Annotated in this window: 17 protein-coding genes; 10 read left to right on the top strand and 7 right to left on the bottom strand. The window is 70.7% G+C overall.

Translation table 11 applies throughout. From position 1 onward, the window contains the following. Positions 1–50 precede the first annotated feature (50 nt). A complete protein-coding gene (locus H5U26_RS00590; protein ID WP_290615651.1) occupies positions 51–590 on the bottom strand; it encodes a hypothetical protein in 540 nt (179 codons plus the stop codon). 188 nt (positions 591–778) lie between these two features. Between H5U26_RS00590 and ompR the strand changes: the two genes are divergently transcribed. Genes ompR through H5U26_RS00575 form a run of 3 tightly spaced genes read left to right on the top strand, consistent with a single transcriptional unit; the run spans position 779 to position 3,685 of the window. After that, positions 779–1,504 carry a two-component system response regulator OmpR gene (ompR, locus tag H5U26_RS00585; protein WP_290615650.1) on the top strand — a complete coding sequence of 242 codons (726 nt, stop codon included), beginning with the start codon at positions 779–781 and terminating at the stop codon, positions 1,502–1,504. Then, positions 1,501–2,766 (top strand): ATP-binding protein, encoded by a 1,266-nt coding sequence (locus H5U26_RS00580; protein WP_290615649.1) that lies wholly within the window; start codon positions 1,501–1,503, stop codon positions 2,764–2,766. The genes ompR and H5U26_RS00580 overlap by 4 nt, the downstream gene beginning before the upstream one ends. A 34-nt stretch (positions 2,767–2,800) precedes the next feature. Beyond that, complete coding sequence (locus H5U26_RS00575) at positions 2,801–3,685, top strand: alpha/beta hydrolase (RefSeq protein WP_290615648.1); 885 nt, start codon at positions 2,801–2,803, stop codon at positions 3,683–3,685. A gap of 93 nt (positions 3,686–3,778) precedes the next feature. Here H5U26_RS00575 and mutY read toward each other — a convergent pair whose 3' ends face one another. The 4 genes from mutY to H5U26_RS00555 are packed head-to-tail and all read right to left on the bottom strand — an operon-like array spanning position 3,779 to position 7,732. Further along, positions 3,779–4,906 carry an A/G-specific adenine glycosylase gene (gene mutY / locus H5U26_RS00570; RefSeq protein ID WP_290615647.1) on the bottom strand — a complete coding sequence of 376 codons (1,128 nt, stop codon included), beginning with the start codon at positions 4,904–4,906 and terminating at the stop codon, positions 3,779–3,781. Further along, the gene (hda, locus tag H5U26_RS00565) at positions 4,903–5,655 is read right to left on the bottom strand and encodes a DnaA regulatory inactivator Hda (RefSeq protein ID WP_290615646.1); all 753 of its coding nucleotides are present in this window, start codon (positions 5,653–5,655) and stop codon (positions 4,903–4,905) included. The genes mutY and hda overlap by 4 nt, the downstream gene beginning before the upstream one ends. Further along, a complete protein-coding gene (locus H5U26_RS00560; protein ID WP_290615645.1) occupies positions 5,649–6,716 on the bottom strand; it encodes an AI-2E family transporter in 1,068 nt (355 codons plus the stop codon). Before H5U26_RS00560 ends, hda begins: the two co-directional genes overlap by 7 nt. Continuing rightward, positions 6,713–7,732, bottom strand: a complete 1,020-nt coding sequence (locus H5U26_RS00555) for a DUF2066 domain-containing protein (protein ID WP_290615644.1) — start codon at positions 7,730–7,732, stop codon at positions 6,713–6,715. The genes H5U26_RS00560 and H5U26_RS00555 overlap by 4 nt, the downstream gene beginning before the upstream one ends. 80 nt (positions 7,733–7,812) lie before the next feature. Between H5U26_RS00555 and purM the strand changes: the two genes are divergently transcribed. From purM to H5U26_RS00540, 3 genes are read left to right on the top strand one after another with little or no spacing between them, the layout of a single operon-like run. Beyond that, the gene (gene purM, locus H5U26_RS00550) at positions 7,813–8,865 is read left to right on the top strand and encodes a phosphoribosylformylglycinamidine cyclo-ligase (protein WP_366055869.1); all 1,053 of its coding nucleotides are present in this window, start codon (positions 7,813–7,815) and stop codon (positions 8,863–8,865) included. Beyond that, positions 8,862–9,530 carry a phosphoribosylglycinamide formyltransferase gene (purN, locus tag H5U26_RS00545; protein WP_290615642.1) on the top strand — a complete coding sequence of 223 codons (669 nt, stop codon included), beginning with the start codon at positions 8,862–8,864 and terminating at the stop codon, positions 9,528–9,530. The genes purM and purN overlap by 4 nt, the downstream gene beginning before the upstream one ends. After that, a complete protein-coding gene (locus H5U26_RS00540; protein WP_290615641.1) occupies positions 9,523–10,248 on the top strand; it encodes a DUF3108 domain-containing protein in 726 nt (241 codons plus the stop codon). The genes purN and H5U26_RS00540 overlap by 8 nt, the downstream gene beginning before the upstream one ends. A 235-nt stretch (positions 10,249–10,483) precedes the next feature. Here the strand turns inward: H5U26_RS00540 and H5U26_RS00535 are convergent, their stop codons facing one another. Next, positions 10,484–10,876 carry a Rid family hydrolase gene (locus H5U26_RS00535; RefSeq protein ID WP_290615640.1) on the bottom strand — a complete coding sequence of 131 codons (393 nt, stop codon included), beginning with the start codon at positions 10,874–10,876 and terminating at the stop codon, positions 10,484–10,486. 109 nt (positions 10,877–10,985) lie between these two features. On the opposite strand from H5U26_RS00535, the gene thiD reads away from it, so the two are divergent. Genes thiD through H5U26_RS00515 form a run of 4 tightly spaced genes read left to right on the top strand, consistent with a single transcriptional unit; the run spans position 10,986 to position 21,063 of the window. Further along, positions 10,986–11,795, top strand: a complete 810-nt coding sequence (thiD, locus tag H5U26_RS00530; RefSeq protein ID WP_290615639.1) for a bifunctional hydroxymethylpyrimidine kinase/phosphomethylpyrimidine kinase — start codon at positions 10,986–10,988, stop codon at positions 11,793–11,795. A 39-nt stretch (positions 11,796–11,834) separates the two neighbouring features. Continuing rightward, positions 11,835–12,008 (top strand): hypothetical protein, encoded by a 174-nt coding sequence (locus H5U26_RS00525; protein ID WP_290615638.1) that lies wholly within the window; start codon positions 11,835–11,837, stop codon positions 12,006–12,008. Positions 12,009–12,016: 8 nt separating this feature from the next. Further along, on the top strand, positions 12,017–20,857 hold the full coding sequence (locus tag H5U26_RS00520; RefSeq protein WP_366055856.1) for a glucoamylase family protein: 8,841 nt from the start codon (positions 12,017–12,019) through the stop codon (positions 20,855–20,857). A gap of 50 nt (positions 20,858–20,907) precedes the next feature. After that, positions 20,908–21,063 carry a DUF3096 domain-containing protein gene (locus H5U26_RS00515; RefSeq protein WP_290615636.1) on the top strand — a complete coding sequence of 52 codons (156 nt, stop codon included), beginning with the start codon at positions 20,908–20,910 and terminating at the stop codon, positions 21,061–21,063. Positions 21,064–21,148: 85 nt separating this feature from the next. Here H5U26_RS00515 and H5U26_RS00510 read toward each other — a convergent pair whose 3' ends face one another. Continuing rightward, entirely contained in the window at positions 21,149–22,462 is a 1,314-nt protein-coding gene (locus tag H5U26_RS00510) for a lytic transglycosylase domain-containing protein (protein WP_290615635.1), read from the bottom strand. Positions 22,463–22,815: the final 353 nt, after the last annotated feature.

Below are 22,815 nucleotides of genomic sequence, written 5' to 3'. Positions count from 1 at the left end.
CGAAAGGGGGGGCAAAGGCGCGGCGCGCGCTGCCGAAACGGCTCGCCGGATCAGTTGCCGCCGCGGCAGGCGATGGTTTCGCCGGCGGCGTTGGTACAGGTGCCGGTGTGGCTGATCTGGCCGTCGTTGACCGTGGTCGAGCCGTTGTAGGTGTTGCCGCTGGCGCCTGTGGCGGTAGTGCTGCGGCTGGCGTTGACACTGCCGTCGGCATCGCGGGCGACGCTGCCGGACGTCGATGCGCTCCCGCCGTTGGGGCCTTCGACGAAGGCACTGCCCTGGCGCCCGGCGCTGCCGTCGGCGTTTCGGTAGAAGCTGCCCTGGCGCCCGGCGCTGCCACCGTCGGCGCCCTGCACATAGCCGCCGCTGCGGCCGGCCACGTTGCCCTGGCCGTCGCTGATGATCTTGCGGCCGCGGGCATGGGCACCGTGTTCGCCGCGGGCGGCGGCGCCGGTCACGGCAGCGCGGCCGCCGTCGGCGCTATGGGCGACGGCGCGGCCGCGCACGCGGCCCTGCGCGGATGCGTCGGGGACCGTTGCGGCCAGGGCGCCGGTCAGCGTCAGCAGTGCAAGCAGCAGGGGAGTCTTGTTCATGATGGTCTCCTTCGGGTCGGCGCGAGGCGTCATGCATCGCGGTGCCGTCAAAGCTAGCGCCGCGCCGCGCCGCGGATGTGTCGCGATCGACAGCGGATGTTTCGCGGCCGGTGTGTGGAAACATCCGCTTACAAATTCCACTCCCGCGGCGTTTGCACGGTGCGTCGGCGTGCCGCGATAGTGAGGCCATGCACGAATCCCCGCCTCCGCCGCACCTGCTGCTGGTCGACGACGACGCGCGTTTGCGCGAGTTGCTGGTGCGCTACCTCGAAACGCAGGGCTTCCGGGTCAAGGGCGTGGGCGACGGCGCGCAGATGCGCCAGGCGCTGGACCGCGGCCATTACGACCTGATCGTGCTGGACCTGATGCTGCCCGGCGAGGACGGCCTGGAGATCTGCCGCCGCCTGCGCGGCCAGGACGACGCCACGCCGATCGTGATGCTGACCGCCAAGGGCGATGAGATCGACCGCATCGTCGGCCTGGAGATCGGCGCCGACGACTACCTGCCCAAGCCGGTCAATCCGCGCGAGCTGTTGGCGCGCATCCGCTCGGTGCTGCGCCGTGCCCGCCCGGTGCCCGGCGCGCCGCGGGCCGAAGGCGGCGAAATCCGCTTCGGGCAGTTCCGTCTCGACCTCGGCCGGCGCGAGCTGAGCCGCGACGGCCGGCCGCTGAAGCTGACTTCGGGCGAATTCGCGGTGCTGGCGGTCCTGCTGCGGCATCCGCGACAGCCGCTGAGCCGCGACCGGCTGATGAGTCTGGCGCGCGGCCGCGAACACGAGGCGTTCGAACGCAGCATGGACGTGACCGTCGCGCGCCTGCGTCGCCTGCTGGAGGAAGACGTGCGCCAGCCGCGCATCATCCAGACGGTCTGGGGCGTCGGTTATGTGTACGTGCCGCCGGAACAAAGCGCATGAGCCTGCTGCCGCGCAGCGTGTTCGGCCAGCTCGCCCTGGTGATCGCCCTGGTGCTGCTGGGCGCCGCCGTGCTGGCCGTGGCGCTCGGTCGCGAACTGGCCACGCGCCCGGCCGCCGAGCAGCTGTTGCGAGCGATGGACGGCTTCGCCGAGGTCGCCGAGGAACTGGCGCGCAGCCAGTCCCGCGCCGCCGCCGCCGCGCATCTGCGCGGGGCCGGGCTGCAAGTCAGCGACGCGCCACCGCCGCCGCGGCCGGTGCGCGGTGCGCCCTTCATGCGCGAGCTGATCGCGCAGGCGCGGCAGCGCTCCGATTCGGGCCGGGAGCTGCGGCTGGGCCGGATCGGCCGCGCCAACGTGGTCTGGCTGAAGCTGGATACGCAGCCGGCCCTGTGGGTTTCGTTCGCGTTCGATCGTCGCGGCAACCGCGCGCTGCGCTTTTCGGTACTGATGCTGGTGGCCGGCGCGGCGCTGGTCTGGGTCGCGGCCGGGTACTACGCTCGTCGCCTGGTGGTGCCGCTGCGGCGGCTGGCGCAATCGGCGCCGGCACTGGTCCGCGGTGAGTCGCCCGCACTTGGCGCGTTCGACGGACCGCGCGAAGTGCGGGAACTGGCGCGTGCGCTGGCCGAATCCAGCCGTGAGGTGCGCGAGGCGGCGCAGGAGCGCACGTTGATGCTCGCCGGCATTTCCCACGACCTGCGCACGCCGCTGACGCGCCTGCAATACGCCGCGGAACTGCTGCCGGACGCCGATCCGCAATTGCGTGCCGGCATGCATCGCGACATCGCCGAGATCGACGCGATCCTGTCGCAGTTCATCGCCTACGCGCGCGATGGCCGCGACGAGGCCAGCGAACCGCTGGACCTGGTCGTGCTGTGCCGTAACGCGGCCAGCGCCTCGCAACAGCCCTGGCAACTGGACACACCCCGCCATGCGCCGATGATCGGCAAGCCCATGGCCTTGCTGCGCGCGCTGGAGAACCTGCTGATCAACGCCCAGCGCCACGGTGCGCCGCCCTATTCGCTGCGGCTGCATCGCCAGGGCGAGGAATGGTGCATCGAAGTCGCGGACCAGGGACCCGGCCTGCCGCCGCCGCTCGCCGGACGCGCGCGCCAGCCTTTCGTGCATGGCGAGCACGGCGGCACCGGCCTGGGGCTGGCCATCGTCGAACGCGTCGCGCGGCAGCACGGCGGTGAACTGCGGTTGCTGCCGAACGCGCCCCACGGCCTGCGTGCGGTGCTGAGGCTGCGCCGTGGCGCCGACTGAAGCGCTTGCGCAGGACGCATCCTGAGGAACGGATATGAACCGGACTGCCCACACCGCGCTTCTGATCGCCGCGCTCATCGCCGCCAGCGTCATTGCCGCGGCCCCCGCGCACGCACGGCTGCTGGGGCAGCGCCGCGAGGCCGCGGCCCTGCCCGAAGGCGCACGCATCGAACGCGACATCGCCTACGGCCCGCATGCCAAGCAACGCTTCGACGTCTACCTGCCGGCCGCGGCGCACGAGGCGCCGATCCTGCTGATGGTGCACGGCGGCGCCTGGCGCATCGGCGACAAGGACAATCCCGGCCTGGCCGGCGCCAAGGCGGCGTACTGGCTGTCCAGGGGCTGGGTGTTCGTGGCGACCAACTATCGCCTGCTGCCGGACGCCGATCCGTTGGAGCAGGCGCGTGACGTTGCCGCTGCGCTGGCCGCGGTGCAGCGCCGCGCGCCGCGCTGGGGCGCCGATCCGGCACGCGTGGTGCTGATGGGACACTCGGCCGGCGCGCATCTGGTGGCGCTGGTCGGCGCCTCGCCGGCGCTGTGGACGCAGGCCGGCGCGCTGCGTCCGCGCGGCGCGGTGTCGCTGGACAGCGCGGCGATGAACGTGCCGGAAATGATGGAAAAGCCGCGCCTGCCGAAGCTCTACCGCGATGCCTTCGGCAACGACCGGGCGTTCTGGACGGCGGCCTCGCCCTACCACCGGCTCACCGGCGAGGCCCTGCCGATGCTGATCGTCTGTTCCATGCGCCGTCCGGATTCCTGCCCGCAGGCATCGGCGCTGCAGGACCGGGCCGCCGCGCTGGGCGTGCCGATGCAGGTCCTGCCTGAGAACCTGAGTCATGCCGAGGTCAATCGCGACCTCGGCAAGCCGTCGCCCTACACCGCGCAGGTCGCCGCGTACATCGACGGCCTGTTGCGCTGACGCGTCAAGCGGTCGCGCGCAAAGGCGGGGGCCGTGGCCGTTCCACCGCGAGTTCGGGAGCGGCCTGGACCACGCCGCAGCGGGCGGGAGGCGTCACGGCTTCGGGTACGACTCGATGCCTTCCAGGCCCTGAGTCGGCGGCACATCCGCGTCCCGCGTAACCTGCGGGCCGATTCGCAGCTTTCCCAGCAAACGGCGCACCGGCGCCGCCAGGCCAAGACGCGGGGGGTTGATCGGGTTGTACCAAAGCCGGTCCGGGGCATCCAAGACGGCGTCGGCGGGCGCCACCTGGCATTCGAGCGGCGTGATGTGCAGGCGAAAATGGCTGAAGGTGTGAACGAAACCGTCACCGGCCTGCAGCGCGCCGGGCAGCAGGCCGTAACGCTGCCGGCACCAGTCGGGCAGCGCGTCCGGCTCGCCCTCATACTGCGGCAGCGACCACAGGCCGCCCCAGATGCCGGCCGGCGGCCGGCGCTCCAGCAGCACGCTGCCATCACCCCGGCGCAGCAGCAGCAGGCTGGTGTGGCGCTGCGGCAGGGCGCGGCGCGGGCGCGGCTGCGGGTAGTCGGCCACCGCGCCGGCAGCGCGCGCCAGGCAGTCGGCGCTGACCGGGCAGTCCGCGCAGCGCGGCCGGGCGCGGGTGCACACCAGCGCCCCCAGGTCCATGATGGCCTGCGTGTAGTCGGCCGCCTGGCCGGCTGGTGTCAGCGCATCGGCGATCCGCCATAACTGTTTCTGGACCGCTGCCTCGCCGGGCCAGCCGGGCACCGCCCGGTGGCGGCACAGCACGCGCTTGACGTTGCCGTCCAGGATCGGCTGGCGCTGGCCGTGGGCCTGCGCCAGGATGGCGGCGGCGGTGGAGCGGCCGATGCCGGGCAGCGCCGACAAGGCTTCCAGGTCGGTGGGCAGCTCGCTGCCGTGTTTTTCGCACACCTGCTGCGCGGCCCGGTGCAGGTTTCTGGCCCGGGCGTAATAGCCAAGGCCGGTCCACAGGTGCAGCACCTCGTCCAGCGGCGCGGCGGCCAGCTCCGGCAGGGTCGCGAAGCGCGCCGTGAAGCGTTCGAAGTACGGGATCACGGTCGCCACCTGCGTCTGCTGCAGCATGATCTCGGACAGCCACACGCGGTATGGCGTGCGCGGGCGCTGCCAGGGCAGGTCATGACGCCCGGCGCGGGCGTGCCAGGCCAGCAGGCGGGTGGCGAACTCGGGAAGATCGCTCACGCCGAATCGGCGGGGGTGGCGGCGCTTGCCTGTTCGGCATCGACCGACTCCAGCAGCTGGCGCACGAACGGCAGCGTCGGATGTCGCTGCGCCGCCAGGGTGGCCCGATCCAGCCGATCCAGCGTGGCCAGCAGGTCGTGCAGGTCGCGGCTGTGGTGGCGCAGCAGGTAGTCGGCCACCGGCTCGCCCAGGCTCAGGCCCTGGTCGGCGGCGCGGCGCAGCAGCAACGCGCGCTTGTCCGGATCAGCCAGGGTCTCAAGCCGGCAGCTCACGCCCCAGCCGAGGCGGCTTTTCAGTTCCGGGCGGCACAGGCCAAGGCCCGTGGGCGTGGCGTTGCCGGTGACGATGATGCGCCCGCCGTTGGCACGCAGCCGGTCGTACAGATGAAACAGCGCCAGCTCGGCCGGCTCGTCCCCGGCGATGGCGTCAAGATCATCCACGCACACCAGCGCGAACTGCTCGAAGGCGCTTACCGCCTCGACCACGCCGGCGGCGCCGAGCTCGCGCAGCGGCAGGTAGGCCGAGCGCAGGCCATGTGTCGCGGCGGCCGCCAGCGCTGCCGTCAGCAGATGCGTCTTGCCGCAGCCGGCCGGGCCCCACAGATACAGCGGCGTGCGTTCGTGCCCGCTGGCCAGCGACTGCGCCAGTTGGACCGCGCGCGTGGCGGCGGTGCCCGGCGGACTGATGAAGCTGCCAAAGGTCTGGTCGGCGCGCAGGCTAAGCGCCAGCGGCTGCTGGCCACTCAGCACGGCGGTTCCTGCGCGTACCAGGCGCTGTCCTGGTAGCGGGTCAGCGCCCGGCGCAGCAGCACCACCAGCACGGCGCTGACCGGCAGCGCCAGCAGCACGCCGAAGAAGCCGAACAGCTGGCCGCCGGCCATGACCGCGAAAATCACCGCCACCGGGTGCATGCCGAGTCGATCGCCGACCAGCAGCGGCGTCAGCAGCAGGCTTTCCAGCATCTGGCCGGCGGCAAACACGCCGCCGATCGCCAGCAGATGCGGCAGGTCCTGGAACTGCACCAGGCCGGCGATCAGCGCCAGGGTGAGGCCGATCACGCCGCCCAGGTAGGGCACGAAGGTGACCAGACCGGCCGCAAAGCCGATCAGCAGCGCCTGATTCAGACCCACCACCGACAGCGCCACCGCATAGAAGGTTCCCTGCGCCAGCATCACCAGCAGTTGGCCGTGCAGGAAGCCGCTGAGCACGCGGTCGGCATCGGTGGCGAATTCGCGCACTGCCGGCCGCCAGCGGTGCGGCAACAGGGCATCGACGCGTGCCAGCAGCTGCGGCCAGTCACGCAACAGGTAGAAGGTCACCACCGGCACCACCACCAAGTTGACCAGAATGCCGATCAGCCCCAGCCCCGAAGTGAGCAGTTGCCCCAGGCCCTGCGCGGCGTAGGTGCCGGCCTGCGCCCAGTGGTCCTGCAGCCAGGCACGGGCGGAGGCCATCGACAGCACGTCGGGCGGCAGGCGTAGGTGAGCCTGCAACCACGGCATCAGGGTCTGCTCCAGCCAGTCCAGAAAGCGCGGCAGTTGCTCCAGCAGGCTTACCAGCTGGCGTTGCAGTGCCGGAATGGCGAACAGCAGCGCCAGCAGTCCCGCCAGACTCAGGACGGCAAATACCAGCGCGGTGGCCCAGCCGCGGGGCAGCAGGCGCTGCAGGCGCTCCACCAGCGGGTCGGCGATGTAAGCCAGCAGGGCGGCACCGAAAAACGGCGCCAGTACCGGTCCCAGCAGATACAACAAAACCAGTGCGCCAGCGGCGACGGCACCGATCAGCAGGCGGCGTTGCAGCAGAGGGGTCATGGCTGATACCGGTAAGTGGGGGCCTCGCCGGCCATGCGCGTGAACGGTGCGCCCGGCTCCACACGGCCGGCCAGCGCGGCCTGGCCGCCGGCAAGCTCGAAGCGGAACATCGCCCGGCCGTTGCCCAGCGCCAGCGGACGCAGGCCGCGCAGGCCCGGCACCTGGCCCAGGTATTCCCAGACGCGTCCGTAGGCGGCTATGCCATCGATGCCATCGATGGCGATCTGCACCGCCGCAAGCGGCCCATCGGGCGTCGCAGCGGCCGGCGCAAGCTGCAGGGCAAGCCGGTCGAGCGCCGCATCCACGGCCGCCCGCTGACTCGTGCCGGTCGCGGACCACACGGCATCGTCCTTGCCGGGCAGCGCCAGGCGCAGATCGGCCCGCCAGCGCTCGCCACTGCCATCCAGCCGGCCATACAGCACGCCGTCCGGCCGGTAGCGGGCGGCGGCCGTGCTCAGCGCGGCCAGGCTGGCCGGGTCCGAGGGGTCGGCGCTGGTCGGCAGGTCGGCCCGCTCGCCCAGATCCAGCACCGGCAGCAGTAACGGCAGGCCGCGGTCGGCGGCGGCTTGCGCCAGCATGGATGCCAGCTCCAGCGGCTCGTCGGCGCCGACCCAGGTCGGTCCTGCATCGGTGCCGGCCAGCAGCCACAGCAGCAGGGTCGGGCGCTGGTCCGGCAAGGTGGCGACGTGCTGGGCGGCCAGGAATTCGCGCACCGCGCGCTGATCGAAGCGGGCCTCGATCAGCGGCTCGCCGTCACGGCCGGTTTTGCTGCCGAAGCCCAGCAGCGCCCGCTGCGCGGCCGCGCGTCCGGCCGGCTGCTGGGCCAGCGCTGCCGCCGCCGGACGGCCGGCGACCTGCCCCAGCACGCGTCCGAAGGCGGTGGTCACGGCGCTGCTGCGGGCTGCATCACCTGCGTCTGCCAGCGGGGCGCTGGCCTGGTACAGATCGAGCGCCGCCGCGGGCCGGCAAAGACCCAGCGCAAGGACGACGCAAACGAGCGGCAGGGGCAGGCGCATGGTGGGCGCGGCTAGGCGGTAAGCGGGGGGAACGGCTACCATTGTGCCCCGATCCGTGCCCCACCGTGAGTCTCAACGTCATGGGCGACGCGCCCGTCAGCCCCACCTCCGGCCTCAGTTACCGCGACGCCGGTGTCGACATCGACGCCGGCAATGCGCTCATCGACCGCATCCGCCCGTTGGCCGCGCGCACCCGCCGGCCGGAGCTGCTGGCCGGCATCGGCGGCTTCGGCGCGCTGCTGGAGCTGCCCAAGCGCTTTCGCGAGCCGGTGCTGGTGGCCGGCACCGACGGCGTGGGCACCAAGCTGCGCCTGGCCATCGATCTTGGCGTGCACGACACGGTCGGTATCGACCTGGTCGCCATGTGCGCCAACGACGTGTTGGTGCAGGGCGCCGAGCCGCTGTTTTTCCTGGACTATTTCGCCACCGGCAAGCTGGACGTGGACACCGCCGCCGGCGTCATCGCGGGCATCGCCCACGGCTGCGAGCTGGCCGGCGCTGTGCTGGCCGGCGGCGAGACGGCCGAGATGCCCGGCATGTACCCGGCCGGCGATTACGACCTGGCCGGTTTCTGCGTCGGCGTGGTCGAGAAAGCGCGCATCCTGGACGGCCAGGCCATCCGGGCGGGCGATGCCGTCATCGGTTTGGCCTCCAGCGGCCTGCACTCGAACGGCTATTCGCTGGCGCGCAAGGTCGTCGAGACCGTCGGCGCGGACCTGGCGGCGCCGTTTGGCGACAGCACGCTGGGCGCCACCCTGCTCGCCCCGACGCGCATTTACGTCAAGCCGGTGCTCGAGCTGCTGGCGGCGTTGCCGGTGGTCGGCATTGCCCACATCACCGGCGGCGGCCTGCCGGAGAACATCCCGCGCATCCTGCCGGACGGCCTGGCGGCGCGGCTGGACACGCGCAACTGGCAGCGGCCGGCCATCTTCGACTGGCTGCAGCGCAACGGCGGCATCGCCGCTGCGGAAATGTGGCGCACCTTCAACTGCGGCCTGGGGCTGATCGTGGTGTTGCCGGCCGCGCGCGCCGACGAGGCCATCGCCCTGCTGCAGGAAGCCGGCGAGAGCGCCTGCCTGGTCGGCGAGATCGTGCCGCGCGGCGACGGCCCGGGCGTCGTGCTGGAACCGTGACCGCGCGCCCGCTGCGCCTGGCGGTGCTGATCTCCGGCCGCGGCAGCAACCTGAAGGCCATCCTGGAGGCCATCGGCGCCGGCCGTCTGGCGGCGCAGGTGGTACTGGTGATCAGCAACCGGCCCGGCGCCGCCGGGCTGGACATCGCCGCTGCCGCCGCAGTCCCGACCGCAGTGATCGACCATCGCCAGTACCCGGACCGCCCGGCCTTCGAGCAGGCGCTGGGCAGCGCGCTCGACGCCGCACAAGCCGAGCTCGTGGTGCTGGCCGGCTTCATGCGCGTGCTGACGGCCGATTTCGTGCACCGCTACCGCGGCCGGCTGATCAATATCCATCCCTCGCTGCTGCCGGCCTTTGCGGGACTGGACACGCACGCGCGGGCGCTGGCGGCGGGCGCCACCGAGCACGGCGCGAGCGTGCATTTCGTCACCGCCGCCGTGGATGGCGGGCCGCTGATCGCGCAGATCCGCGTGCCGGTGCAGGCCGGCGACACGCCGGACACCTTGGCGGCGCGCGTGCTGCCGGCCGAACACCGGCTCTATCCGCGGGTCATAGGGTGGTATGCCGCGGGGCGGTTGGTGCTGGGTGAGGACACGGTGCGACTCGACGGCCTGCCGCTGGCAGCGCCGGTCCAGTTCACCGCCACGGGAGGACTCGATGAATAAAGGACGTCTGTTTGCCACGGTGCTGGCCCTGCTTGCTGCGGCGACGGTGCGTGCCGACCCGCCGGCCCAATGGCAGGCAACCTATGCGGTGACCCAGGGCAGCATCGAGGGCGGCGAGGCGGTGCAGAGCTACAAGGCTGCCGATGGTCGCTACCGGCTGACGCTGGACGTCGCCCCTGGCGGCGTGGTGGCCCTGTTCACGCAGGAGACCTTTCACGACGAAAGCGAGGGCACCGTCGGCAGCGGCGGCTGGCAACCGCAGCGCTACGTGCACATCCGCAGCGGCGGGCGCAAGCAGCGCGATTACGAATTCCTGTTCGACTGGAAAGCCAAACAGACCAGCGAGCGCCAGGGCGACCGCCCGCCGGCCACGCTGCTGCCCGGCACCCTGGACGAACTGACCTACGTCGAGGCGCTGCGCCGCACGCTGGCCAAGGGTGGCACCAGCCTGGTGCTGCCGGTGCTGTACGGATCGGATGGCGAGATTCGCGAGTACCGGCTCGAAACCCAGGGCGAGGAGGAGGTTTCCACCCCCGCCGGGACTTTCAAGACCATCAAGGTGCAGCGCACGCAGACCGGCGGCAAGTACACCGTCACCCTGTGGTGTGCGCCGCAGCTGGACTACTTTCCGGTGCGCATCGACCGCCACAAGCGCGGCCGCTCGCAGGGTACGCTGCTGCTGAAAAGCTATCGCGGCGGCGAAAGCAGCGTGCCCTGACCGACCCGCAAGTCACAACGCCCGCGAGGAAAAATCCATGACCGCACTGCGTCTGGGTGCTGGCGCCGCTGGCCCTGCCGGGTGGGCAGGCCCGCATCCTGCAACACGTGCGGTGCAATCGCTTTATCCGCACGGGTAATGCGGCCGGGCCTGGATGAGCCGCTGCCCGAATCAGGCCATCGTGGGCCGCACCACCTGGCAGTTGGGTGAGGAACTGGTCCACGACCCGACCCCCTCAGCCGGCGACAACCACCGCGTCGCAGTCCACCTCGACCAGAATCTTCGGGTCGAAAAAACCGGTCACTTTCACCAGCGAGGTGGCCGGGTCGATGCCGCCGAAAAACTCCAGATGCGCCCGCCCGATGTCCCAGATGTGGCTCATGTCGGTCAGGTAAATCCGCGTGCGCACCACCTGGTCGAGCCGCCCGCCGAGCGTCTCCACGCTGCGCTTGACGTTCTCGAGCGCCTGGCGCGCCTGCGCGTAGGCATCGCCCTCGCCGACCACGGCGCCGCTGGCATCCCGCCCTGGCGTGCCGGACACGGCGATGAAATCACCGACGCGGCGCGCCTGCGAGTAGCCGAACTTGTCCGCAAAGTGCGGCGGCGCGGGAACGGTGCGGTTGTTCATGGTGGTTCTCCTCGGGTCATTGTGCAGTGCCGGCGCGCAGGCGCCATGCCGGTCTGAAAAGGCGGGTCCTATACTGCGACCACCTTCGTAAGCCCGCCAGTCCTGCCCCATGCCGTGCGCCATCCCCAACGTGCTGAGCATCGCCGGTTCCGACCCGTCCGGCGGCGCCGGCATTCAGGCTGACCTCAAAACCTTCGCCGCGCTGGGCGTGTACGGCATGGCGGCGCTCAGCGGCCTGACAGCGCAGAACACCCGCGGCGTGAGTGCCATCCAACCGCTGCCGCCCGCCTTCATCGCGGCGCAGATCGACGCCGTGTTCGAGGACATCCGCGTCGATGCGGTCAAGCTTGGCATGCTGGGCGCCGCCGACGTAGTGGCCGCGGTGGCCGACTGCCTGCGCCGCTGGCGGCCGCCGCTGATCGTGCTGGACCCGGTGATGGTGGCCAAGAGCGGCGCCGCCCTGCTGGCCGACTCGGCCGTGGAGCGACTGCGTCGCGAACTGCTGCCGCTGGCGACCATCATCACGCCGAACCTGCCGGAGGCCGGCGCCCTGCTGGACGCCCCGCCGCCCGCGGATTTGCCGGCCATGCGCGAGGCAGCGCGCGCGCTGCGCGCACTCGGCCCGGCCTGGGTGCTGCTAAAGGGCGGTCACCTGCCCGGCGAGGACTGCACCGACCTGCTCTACGACGGCCGGGAGTTCGTCCAATTCCCCGGGCGGCGCATCCCCACCGCGAATACACACGGCACCGGCTGCACGCTGTCGGCGGCCATCGCGGCCGGACTCGCCCACGGCCTGGCGATGCCGCAGGCGGTGGCCGACGCCAAGGCCTATCTGACCGCCGCCATTGCCGCCGCGGATTCCCTCGATGTCGGCCACGGTCACGGCCCGGTGCAACACTTTCACGCCTGGCAGGTCTGACTCCGCGGGCCCGGCGTTGCCGGCTGTGGTTTTTTCCCTATGCCGCGCAATTTCGCGGCGCCGGGCAAACGTAGGTTCGCTGCGGCACGGTGCGCGGTGGCAAAAGAGGGCAAGCTGGGCGCCCTGCGGGCGATCACTGAATGGATGGCCTGCGTGCCCGATGCGATAGGCGTCGTGCAGATCGCACTTCAGCAAAGGCTTTCCCGGCATTGAACACTGGCATGAACTTCACCGGTCATTCGCGGCGTACCGGGACCGAGCCGGGCCGCAATGGCTGGCCCCGGCCGTTGGCGAGCCTCGAACCGCCCTTGCGATCGGAGTTGTTCAGCGCCGATCAGATGGCCGAGCACGGCCTGGTGCTGGCGCGCTCGCATCGGCTGGGGGCGGGGCGCGCAGCGGACCGGCTGCTCGATCGTCTGGCGGAAAACGAGACGGCGCTGGTCGGGGTGTGCAATCTGCTGACCGCGGCGGTCTCGCAAGGGCGCCAGATCACACCGGCCGGGGAATGGCTGCTCGACAACTTCCATCTGGTCGAAGAACAGATCCGTACCGCGCGGAGGCACCTGCCCAAAGGTTACATACGCGAGCTGCCGCACCTCGCTCAGGCCTCGGCGGCGGGACATCCGCGGGTCTACGACATCGCCCTGGAAACGATCGCCCACGGCGACGGCCGGGTGGACGCGCAAAGCCTCAGCCGCTTCGTAGCCGCCTACCAGACCGTCACCGCGCTGCGCATCGGCGAGTTGTGGGCGATCCCGATCATGTTGCGGCTGGCCGTGATCGAGAACCTGCGCCGCATCGCGGTGCGGATCGGCGCCGGCTGGGCCGAGCGCGACCTGGCCGATGTCTGGGCGGACCGCATGACGCAGGCCGCCGAGCAGGATCCCAAGAGCCTGATCCTGGTGGTGGCCGACATGGCGCGCTCGGATCCGCCGATGGTCGGCACCTTCGTCGCCGAGCTCGCACGCCGCCTGCAGGGACGCGGTCCGGCCCTGGCCCTGCCGCTGAGCTGGATCGAACAGCGCCTGGCGGAAGCGGGCCTGACCATCGCCCAGCTGGTGCAGTCGGAGAACCAGCAACAGGCCGCCGACCAGGTGTCCATCAGCAACAGCATCGGCAGTCTGCGGGTGCTGGGTGCGTTGGAATGGCGCGATTTCGTCGAGAACCTGAGCGTCATCGATCAGACGCTGCGCCACGATCCGGCCGATGTCTACCGCAGCATGGATTTTGCTACCCGCGACCGCTACCGCCACGCCGTCGAGGCGATGGCAAAAAAGAGCGCCATGGACGAGGGCGAGGTGGCGCGCCAAGCCATCGAGCTGGCGCGCACCGCGGCGGTAAAGACGCCAGCCGGCGCCGATGCCCGCGCCTCGCACGTCGGTTACTACCTGATCGACGCGGGCCGGCCACAGCTCGAGCGCGCGGTGCAGGTGCGCCGCTCGCCGCTGGCGGCGTGCCGGGCGCTCGGCCGCGCGCCGCTGCCGGTTTATCTGGGCGGGATCGTCCTGCTCACGGCGCTCGTCACGGCTGTGCTGCTGATGGGCATGCCGATTGCCGAAATACCCCGCTGGGCAGGGGCGGCGCTGGGCGTGCTGGCGGTGCTGGCGGCCAGTCAGTTGGCCGGGGCGCTGGTGAACTGGTGCTCCAGCCTGCTGGTGACGCCGCAGCCACTGCCCCGCATGGACTTCTCCGAAGGCATCCCGCCGCAGGTGCGCACGCTGGTGGTGGTGCCGACCCTGCTCACCAGCACCGCCGGCATCGAGGAGCTGGTCGAAGCACTGGAAGTGCGGTTTCTGGCCAATCGCGACCAACACCTGCACTTCGGCCTGCTGACCGATTTTGCGGACGCGCCGCAGGAAACACTTCCCGAGGACCAAGCGCTGCTGCAACTGGCCGAGCAGCGGATTGCGGCGCTGAACCAGAAATACGCGCGAGGCGGCGATCAGCCGTGCGGCGACCAGTTCTTCCTGTTCCACCGTCCGCGACGCTGGAATCCGCGGGAAGGCTGCTGGATGGGCTATGAGCGCAAGCGCGGCAAGCTCGCGGACCTGAACGCATTGCTGCGCGGCGCCAGCTGGGGCAGCGCCGGCGACGCCTTTGTACTGGTGGCCGGGGACACGGCCGAGTTGGGCGCCGTGCAGTACGTGATCACCTTGGACACGGATACCCAATTGCCGCGCGATGCGGCGCGGCAATTGGTCGGCGCCATGGCGCATCCGCTGAACCGCCCCCGCTACGACGCGGCAAAACGCCGGGTGATGGCCGGTTACGGCATCCTGCAACCGCGCGTGGCCGCCAGCCTGCCGGGGGCGAATCGCTCGCGCTATGCGCAGCTGTTCAGTGGCGAGGCGGGCATCGATCCCTACACGCGCGCCGTCTCGGATGTCTACCAGGACCTGTTCGGGGAGGGCTCGTTCATAGGCAAGGGCATCTACGACGTCGACGCCTTCGAGCAGGCCTTGGGCGGGCGCTTTCCGGACGACCGGATCCTGAGTCATGACCTGCTGGAGGGCTGTTACGCGCGCTCAGGGCTGCTCAGCGACGTGCAGCTCTACGAGGATTATCCGGCCCGCTACAGCCTGGACGTGAGCCGCCGCCGGCGCTGGATTCGCGGCGATTGGCAACTGGCGGGCTGGTTGCGCCGACGCGTGCCCGGCCCGCCCGGCGCGCCACGGGAGCGCAATCCGCTGTCGGCGCTGTCGCAGTGGAAGCTGCAGGACAACCTGCGCCGCAGCCTGGTTCCGGCGGCCCTGACGCTGCTGCTGTTGCCGGGCTGGGCGCTGGGGTCGCCGGGCTTCTGGAGCCTGGCGGTGATCGCCATCCTGGCGCTGCCGACGCTGTGCGCCACGCTGCTCGATCTATTCCGCAAGCCGGACGAGGTTCTGTGGCGGCAACATCTGGCCGCCGTTGGGCGGTCGGCGGCGCGGCGCCTGGCGCAGGTGGCGTTCGAGCTCGCCTGCCTGCCGTATGAGGCGGTGTTCAGCCTGGACGCCATCGCCCGCACGCTGTGGCGGATGCTGGTCACGCACCGACGGCTGCTGGAATGGAACCCGTCCAGCGAGGTCGATCGCCAACTGGCGCGGTCCGGTGGCAGCGATCTGGCCGCCAGCGTGCGCGCCATGTGGGTCGCCCCCGCCATCGCGCTGGCCAGTGCCGGCCTGCTGCTGGCCACCCGCCCGGCGGCATCGATCGCGGCAACGCCGATCCTGCTGCTGTGGCTGGCATCACCGGCCATCGCCTGGTGGATCAGCCGCCCGCGGGTGCGCCGCGAGGCGGCCCTGACAGCGGATCAAACCCGCTTTCTGCGCGCGCTGGCGCGGCGGACCTGGGCCTTCTTCGACACCTTCGTCGGCCCGGAGGACCACTGGCTGCCGCCCGACAACGTGCAGGACAACCGCGCCGATCCGGTCGCGCACCGCACCTCGCCGACCAACATCGGCCTCGCCCTGCTGGCGAACCTGTCCGCCTACGACTTCGGCTACCTCACGGCCGGACAACTGATCCTGCGCACCGGCAATACCCTGCGCACGCTGGATGGCCTCGAGCGGTACCGGGGACATTTTTATAACTGGTACGACATGCGGACCTTGCAGCCGCTGCACCCAAGGTACGTCTCGTCCGTCGACAGCGGCAACCTCGCCGGTCATTTGCTGACCCTGCGCCCGGGCCTGCTGGCGCTGGCCGATGACCGGCTCCTGCCGGCGCGGCTGTTCGAGGGCCTGCGCGACACGCTGGAGATCGTCGCGGACGCAACGGCTGCCGCCGCCCGGCAGCTGGCTGGGTTACGCAGGGAACTGGACTCCCTCTGCGCCGCCCCGCCGGGATCCCTGGCGGCGCTGCGGTCCAGTCTCGAAGGCCTGGCAACCCGCGCTGCTGCGCTCGCCAGCGCCGGCAGTGGCGAGGCTGCGCCCGACGATGAAGCGCGCATCTGGGCCGAAGCGCTGGCCGGGCAGTGCCGGGCGGCGCAGGACGATCTGATGTTCCTTGCGCCCTGGCTGGCGCTGCCGGAACTGCCAGCGGCGACGGCGCCCGCTGTGGCCGGGGCGGCGGATGAGCCGTGCCCGGACCTCACCGCCATCCCGACCCTGCGCGAACTCGCCACCCTGGATGGGCGCCTCGCGGCGCGCATCGCCGCTGCGCCCGAGGCTGCGCAGCGCGAGGCGCTCACGGCGGCGCTCGGCTGCGTCAGGCAAGGCAGCGAGCGCGCCCGCGAGCGTATCGCCACCCTCGAAGCCCTGGCAGCGCAGGCCGGCGAATTCGCGCATCTCGACTACGACTTCCTGTTCGACAAGGCGCGCAACCTGCTGACCATCGGCTACGACGTCGATGAGCGCCGGCTGGATTCGGGCTACTACGATCTGCTGGCGTCCGAAGCGCGCCTGTCCAGTTTCGTCGCCATCGCCCAGGGCCAGTTGCCGCAGGACAGCTGGTTCGCCCTGGGACGCCTGCTCACGGGCACCACCGGCGCACCGACGCTGCTGTCCTGGAGCGGCTCGATGTTCGAGTACCTGATGCCACTGCTGGTGATGCCGAGCTACGAGAACTCGCTGCTCGACCAGACCTGCCAGGCGGCGGTGGCCAGACAGATCGAGTACGGCAAGCAGCGCGGCGTGGCCTGGGGCATGTCGGAATCCGGCTACAACACGGTCGACGCCCAGCTCAATTACCAGTACCGCGCCTTTGGCGTGCCGGGCCTGGGACTCAAGCGCGGCCTGGCCGAGGATCTGGTGATCGCGCCCTATGCCTCGGTGATGGCGCTGATGGTGGCGCCCGAGGCGGCCTGCGTGAATCTGCAGCGCCTGGCCGCCGAAGGGACGCTGGGCCGGTTCGGCTTCTTCGAGGCCATCGACTACACGCCGGCCCGCCAGCGGCGCGGGCAGTCGAGCACACTCGTGCGCTCGTTCATGGCCCATCACCAGGGCATGAGCCTGCTGGCACTGGCCTACCTGCTGCTCGAGCGGCCGATGCAGCGGCGCTTCGTGTCGGAACCGATGTTCCGGGCGGTGTTGCTGCTGCTCCAGGAGCGGGTTCCGCAGGCCACGGCGCTGTTTCCGCACACGGCGCAGCTGTCCGAGGTGCGCTCCACCGCAGTCACTGCGGAGGTACCGATACGCGTGTTTGGCACCGCCGACACGCCGCTGCCACAGGTGCAGCTGCTCTCGAACGGCCGCTACCACGTCATGGTCAGCAACGCTGGCGGTGGCTACAGCCGCTGGCAGGACCTGGCCGTCACCCGCTGGCGCGAGGATGGCACCTGCGACAACTGGGGCAGCTTCTGTTACCTGCGCGATCTCGCCAGTGGGGCGTTCTGGTCGACCACCCATCAGCCGACCGGCAAGCGCGCGCAGCGCTTCGAGGCGATTTTCTCCGAGGGCCGCGCCGAGTTTCGCCGTCGCGACGCCGTCGGCAGCGGCGCGGAGCGCGGGCAGATCGAGACCCATACCGACATCGTGGTCTCGCCCGAGGACGATATCGAGCTGCGCCGGGTGCGCATCACCAACCGCTCGCGCCAGAGTCGGCAGATCGAGCTGACCAGCTACGCCGAGGTGGTGATCGCGCCGGCGGCTGCCGACGCCCTGCACCCGGCGTTCAGCAACCTGTTCGTACAGACCGAGCTGCTGCCCGAGCGGCGCGCCATCCTGTGCACGCGCCGGCCCCGCGCCCACGACGAACGGCCGCCCTGGATGTTGCACCTGATGGTGGTGCGCGGCGAGCAGGCGAGCGCCCCGTCTTTCGAAACCGACCGCCTGCGCTTCATCGGCCGCACGCGCAGCCCGGCCGCGCCGCTGGCAATGAGCGAGTCCGGCGCGCTGTCCGGCAGCGCCGGTTCGGTGCTGGACCCGATCGTCGCCATCCGCCGCGTGGTGAGCCTGGAGCCGGAACAGTCGGTGACCGTGGACATCGTGTCCGGTGTTGCCGAAAGCCGCGACTGGGCGCTCGGCCTGGTGGACAAATACCAGGACCGGTATCTGGCCGACCGCGTGTTCGAGCTCAGCTGGACCCACAGCCAAGTGGTGCTGCGCCAGCTCAATGCCAGCGAAGCCGATGCGCAGCTGTATGCGCGCCTGGCGAGCGCCGTCATCTACGCCGACGACGTCCTGCGCGCCGACCCCGCGGTGCTGATCCGCAATCGCCGCGGCCAGTCCGGGCTGTGGGGCTATGCCATATCCGGCGATCTGCCGATCGTGCTGCTGCAGATCGGCGATGCGGCCAATATGGAGTTGGTGCGGCAACTGGTGCAGGCCCATGCCTATTGGCGCCAGAAGGGGCTGGCGGTGGACCTGGTGATCTGGAACGAGGATCACGCCGGTTACCGGCAGCAATTGCACGACCAGATCATGGGCTTGATCGCGTCTGGCACCGAGGCCAGCGTGATCGACCGGCCGGGCGGCATCTTCGTGCGCTCGGCGGAACAGATCTCCGCCGAGGATCGCATCCTGTTCCAGGCGGTGGCGCGCGCGGTGATCGCCGACGACCGCGGCAGCCTGGCCGAACAGCTCGGCCGGCGCGGGCCGGTGGAGCCGCGACCGCCGCGCCTGGTGCCCAGCCGGGCGCCACGGCCGGAAACCGGCGCCCCCATCGACCCCGCGCTCACCCGGCGCGATCTGATCCTGGCCAATGGCCTCGGCGGCTTCACGCCCGACGGGCGCGAATATGTGATTGCGCTCGCGCCCGGCGAGGTGACGCCCGCGCCCTGGGTCAACGTGCTTGCCAATCCCCACTTCGGCACCGTGGTCTCGGAGAGCGGCGGCGCCTACAGCTGGAGCGAGAACGCCCACGAATTCCGCCTCACGCCCTGGCACAACGACCCGGTGAGCGATGGCAGCGGCGAAGCGCTGTACCTGCGCGACGAGGAAACCGGCCAGTTCTGGTCGCCGACGCCCCTGCCGGCGCGCGCCCAAGCGCCCTACGTCACCCGGCACGGCTTCGGCTACAGCGTGTTCGAGCACGTCAGCCACGGCATCCGCTCGGAGCTGTGGGTGTACGTGGCCACCGATGCGGCGGTCAAGTTCTCGGTGCTGAAGCTGCGCAATCTGTCGGGACGGGCGCGCAAACTCTCGGCGACCGGCTACGTGGAGTGGGTGCTGGGCGATCTGCCGGCCAAATCGGCCATGCACGTGACCACCGAGCTCAACCCGCAAAGCGGTGCGCTGTGCGCCCACAACCCCTACAACCCCGAGTTCGCCGAGCCGGTGGCCTTCTTCGACGTCGACGACCCGATGCGGCGGGTAACTGGCGATCGCACGGAATTCCTGGGCCGCAACGGCAGCCTGCGCGATCCGGCGGCGCTGCGGCATGCGCGCCTGTCCGGCAAGGTCGGCGCGGGCCTGGACCCCTGCGGCGCCATCCAGGTGAGTTTCGAGCTGGCCGACGGGCAGGAGCAGGAGATCGTGTTCCGGCTCGGCGTCGGGCGCAATGCCGACGATGCCGCCGCGCTGGTGCAGCGCTTTCGCGGCGGCGCAGCGGCGCGCACAGCACTGGAAGCCGTGTGGCACTACTGGAACCACACCCTGGGCGCGGTGCAGGTGGAAACCCCGGACCCGTCGGTCAATGTGCTGGCCAACGGCTGGCTGCTGTACCAGACCATTGCCTGCCGCGTCTGGGCGCGCAGCGGCTATTACCAGTCCGGCGGCGCCTTCGGTTTCCGTGACCAGTTGCAGGACACCATGGCGCTGGTCCATGCCGAGCCGGCGCTGGTGCGCGCACACCTGCTGCTGTGCGCCAGCCGGCAGTTCCCGGAGGGCGACGTCCAGCACTGGTGGCATCCGCCGGCCGGCCGCGGCGTGCGCACCCACTGTTCGGACGACTACCTGTGGCTGCCGCTGGCGGTGTGCCGCTACGTGGCGAGCATCGGCGACACCGGCGTGCTGGACGAGCCCGTGCCCTTCCTGGAGGGCCGGCCGGTCAACCCGGAGGACGATTCCTACTACGACCTGCCGGGCCGCTCGCCCGATTCAGCCAGCCTGTACGAACACTGCGTGCGCGCCATCCGCCACGGCCTGCGTTTCGGCGCGCACGGCCTGCCGCTGATGGGCGGCGGCGACTGGAACGACGGCATGAACCTGGTCGGCATGCAGGGCCGCGGCGAGAGCGTCTGGCTGGGGTTCTTTCTGTGCGCCGTGCTGCGGCAGTTTGCCGAGCTGGCGCGCGGGCATGGCGACACCGCCTTCGCGGACTTTTGCCTGGCGCAGGCGCAGCAGCTGCGCCACAACCTCGACGCGCATGCCTGGGATGGCGCCTGGTACCGCCGCGCCTGGTTCGACGATGGCACGCCGCTGGGCTCGGCGAGCAGCGCCGAATGCCAGATCGATTCCATCTCGCAGAGCTGGTCGGTGCTCTCCCAGGTCGGGCCATCCGGGGCGACCGGTTTGGTCAGCTCGCCCCGCTCGTTGCTGGCCATGGACTCGGTCGACCAGCGCCTGGTGCGCCGCGACAGCCAACTGGTCCAGCTGCTCGATCCGCCCTTCGACAAATCGGCCGTGGATCCGGGTTACATCCGCGGCTACGTGCCCGGCGTGCGCGAAAACGGCGGGCAATACACCCACGGCGCCATCTGGGCGGCGATGGCGTTTGCCGCGCTCGGCGATCGCGAACGGGCCTGGGAGCTGCTGACCATGATCAACCCGGCGAACCATGCGCGTTCGCCGGCAGCCATCGCGACTTACAAGGTGGAACCCTACGTCGTCGCCGCCGACGTCTATGCGGTCGCGCCGCACATCGGCCGTGGCGGCTGGAGCTGGTACACCGGGTCGGCCGGCTGGATGTACCGCCTCATCATGGAATCGTTGCTCGGTTTGCGGCTCGAAGCCGACCAGCTGCATCTGGCGCCCTGCCTGCCCGCGGACTGGCAGGCTTTCAAGCTTCACTACCGCTATCGGGAGACGGTCTACCATGTCGCGGTGACGCAGGAAGTCGTCTGCGACGCTGCGCGGGCCGAAGCGATGCACATGACGGTGGATGGTGTCGAATGCCCGGACCAAGTCATTCACTTGATCGACGATCGCCGGGACCATGCCGTCGAAATAAGGATGATGTCACCCGCGCAATCGAAGAACCGCTGAAACCGCTGAATACTTCAGCGTCTCATTGAGCCTGACCCGAGGAGATGAACATGAACGTGACGCTCAGTCTCGGCCCACTCGTTTCGCTGATTGCCGGCATTCTCATTCTGATAGTGCCGCGTCTGCTGAACTACATCGTCGCCATTTATCTGATCATCATCGGTCTGATCGGGCTGTTTGGCGGAAGCAATCTGCGAATCATGTAGGTATGAGCCGTCCGGAATTCCGGTGCGCTGCCGGATGTCCGTCCTGCGGCTCCAAAAACTTCGGCGCCGCCTTGCAAGGCGCCGTTCAGCGCGCCGCCGCGGTGGCGCCGACCGGCACCTTCAGCACCTGACCGATGCGCAGCTGCGCGGTCGGCTTCAGGCCATTGCGGGCGGCGAGCTGGCGGGTGCTGAGGCCGTTGCGGGCGGCGATGCCGCTCAGCGTTTCGCCGCGGCGCACCAGGTGCCGACGCTCGGTGAGCGGCGCGGCCTGGCCAGCGCGGCGCCCGATGTCGGCGATGCGCCGGTCGGCGTTGGTGGTGGTCGCCGGCAGGCGCAAGTCGTAGCCTTTCGGCAGTAACCCGGTCTCGTCCCACACCGTGCGGCGCAGGGCGGGATTGAGCAGGCGCAGCGTGGTGCGATCCACGCCCAGTCCCTGCTCGACGGCACGCAGCGGCAGGTAGGACGGCAGTGTGACCTCGCGAATCTGCGCCGCCGGTGCCTTCACGATGGGTCCGAAGTGCTGCTCGGGCGCCGACGACAGTTCCAGGGCCGCCAGGAAGGTCGGGTAGAAATTGCGCGAGGCGAAGCCGAAGGCCGGGCCGTCGTAGCGCTCGATCAGCGTCGCGATGTCGTCGGTGCCCATGCTGTCGACGGCCCGGCGCATGCCGGCGCGGCCGTGGTTGTAGGCGGTCAGCGCCAGCGGCCAGGTGCCCAGCGCGTCATAGTTGCCGCGCAGCAGCTTGGCCGCCGCCACGGTCGCCGCGTGCGGGTCGTAGCGTTCGTCCACGTAGTTGTCGATGCGCAGGAACAGCCGCCCGGTGCTGGCCATGAACTGCCACAGGCCGGCCGCCCCGACGTGCGAGCCGGCCAGCGGATCGAAGCCCGATTCCACGTACGGCAGGGCGCCGATTTCCTGCGGCACACCGTACTGGCCCAGCGTGCGGCGGATGTGGTCTTCCCAGGTGCCGGAACGGTGCAGCGCCGCGGCGAAGCGGTCGGCCTGGCCGAGCTGAAAGCGCACCCGGCCCGCCGCCTCGCGCAGCTGCGTGGGCGAGGCGCCCTGCCACAGCGCGCGCACCCGCCGCACCTGGGGATCGGAGGTGTCGGCGTCGCCATCGGCCAGACGCAGCAGGATGTTCTGGATCGCCAGTCGCTGCGGCTCGACCATCGCCTGGCGGGCGCCGCGATCCAGGTCGCCGGACCAGCGCAGCGTCTCGTAGACGACGTTCAGGTGCCGATCGTCGTGCAGAAAGCCGCTGCGCGTGTCGACCTCGCTGAACACCCGGCTCCAGAAGCGCACCGCCGGCTCCAGCGCCGCCGGCCGCGGCAGTACCTCCGGCTGCGCGCGCGCGCCGGCGACGCAGCACAGCAGCAGGCCGAGTAGCAGGCGGATTGGCATCGGGATCAGGCTCGGCTGTGGCTGCGGCGGGCGTTCGAATCGGCACCGCGGGCGTGAGGTTGCCGGACGCGAACCGCTGGCCGGTTGCCCCGCAGACGCCCGGGCGCAGCACAGTGTGCCGGTGTACGGGCAGTGGGTTCAAGGCGCGGCGTGCGCCTGTGGCAGCGGCGCTCGGGAAGCGGTCGACAGGGGGCGTGCTGTCGCCATTCAAACCGCTACGCAGGCCGGGCTGCGGGTTGCTCAGCGGTCTTGCACGCTGTGGAACGGTCACGCGTGGCAACCGTTCTGGCGGATGGTTGATCGCAGAAATGGTCCCTCGGTCAGCCATTTCGGGCCGTTGCGAACGGGTGCAA

It is taken from the genome of Immundisolibacter sp., from assembly GCF_014359565.1.
GTDB lineage: Bacteria > Pseudomonadota > Gammaproteobacteria > Immundisolibacterales > Immundisolibacteraceae > Immundisolibacter.
Note: the sequence above shows the minus strand (reverse complement) of the source record. Positions and strands in the feature narration are given on the sequence as shown.

Coding starts and splice junctions, on each gene's coding strand:
- H5U26_RS00520 (WP_366055856.1), top strand. CDS start 12,017: ATGAACTTCACCGGTCATTCGCGGCGTACCGGGACCGAGCCGGGCCGC.
- H5U26_RS00510 (WP_290615635.1), bottom strand. CDS start 22,462: ATGCCAATCCGCCTGCTACTCGGCCTGCTGCTGTGCTGCGTCGCCGGC.
- H5U26_RS00515 (WP_290615636.1), top strand. CDS start 20,908: ATGAACGTGACGCTCAGTCTCGGCCCACTCGTTTCGCTGATTGCCGGC.
- thiD (WP_290615639.1), top strand. CDS start 10,986: ATGCCGTGCGCCATCCCCAACGTGCTGAGCATCGCCGGTTCCGACCCG.
- H5U26_RS00535 (WP_290615640.1), bottom strand. CDS start 10,876: ATGAACAACCGCACCGTTCCCGCGCCGCCGCACTTTGCGGACAAGTTC.
- H5U26_RS00575 (WP_290615648.1), top strand. CDS start 2,801: ATGAACCGGACTGCCCACACCGCGCTTCTGATCGCCGCGCTCATCGCC.
- H5U26_RS00590 (WP_290615651.1), bottom strand. CDS start 590: ATGAACAAGACTCCCCTGCTGCTTGCACTGCTGACGCTGACCGGCGCC.
- H5U26_RS00555 (WP_290615644.1), bottom strand. CDS start 7,732: ATGCGCCTGCCCCTGCCGCTCGTTTGCGTCGTCCTTGCGCTGGGTCTT.
- H5U26_RS00560 (WP_290615645.1), bottom strand. CDS start 6,716: ATGACCCCTCTGCTGCAACGCCGCCTGCTGATCGGTGCCGTCGCCGCT.
- purM (WP_366055869.1), top strand. CDS start 7,813: ATGGGCGACGCGCCCGTCAGCCCCACCTCCGGCCTCAGTTACCGCGAC.
- H5U26_RS00525 (WP_290615638.1), top strand. CDS start 11,835: ATGCCGCGCAATTTCGCGGCGCCGGGCAAACGTAGGTTCGCTGCGGCA.
- H5U26_RS00540 (WP_290615641.1), top strand. CDS start 9,523: ATGAATAAAGGACGTCTGTTTGCCACGGTGCTGGCCCTGCTTGCTGCG.
- ompR (WP_290615650.1), top strand. CDS start 779: ATGCACGAATCCCCGCCTCCGCCGCACCTGCTGCTGGTCGACGACGAC.
- H5U26_RS00580 (WP_290615649.1), top strand. CDS start 1,501: ATGAGCCTGCTGCCGCGCAGCGTGTTCGGCCAGCTCGCCCTGGTGATC.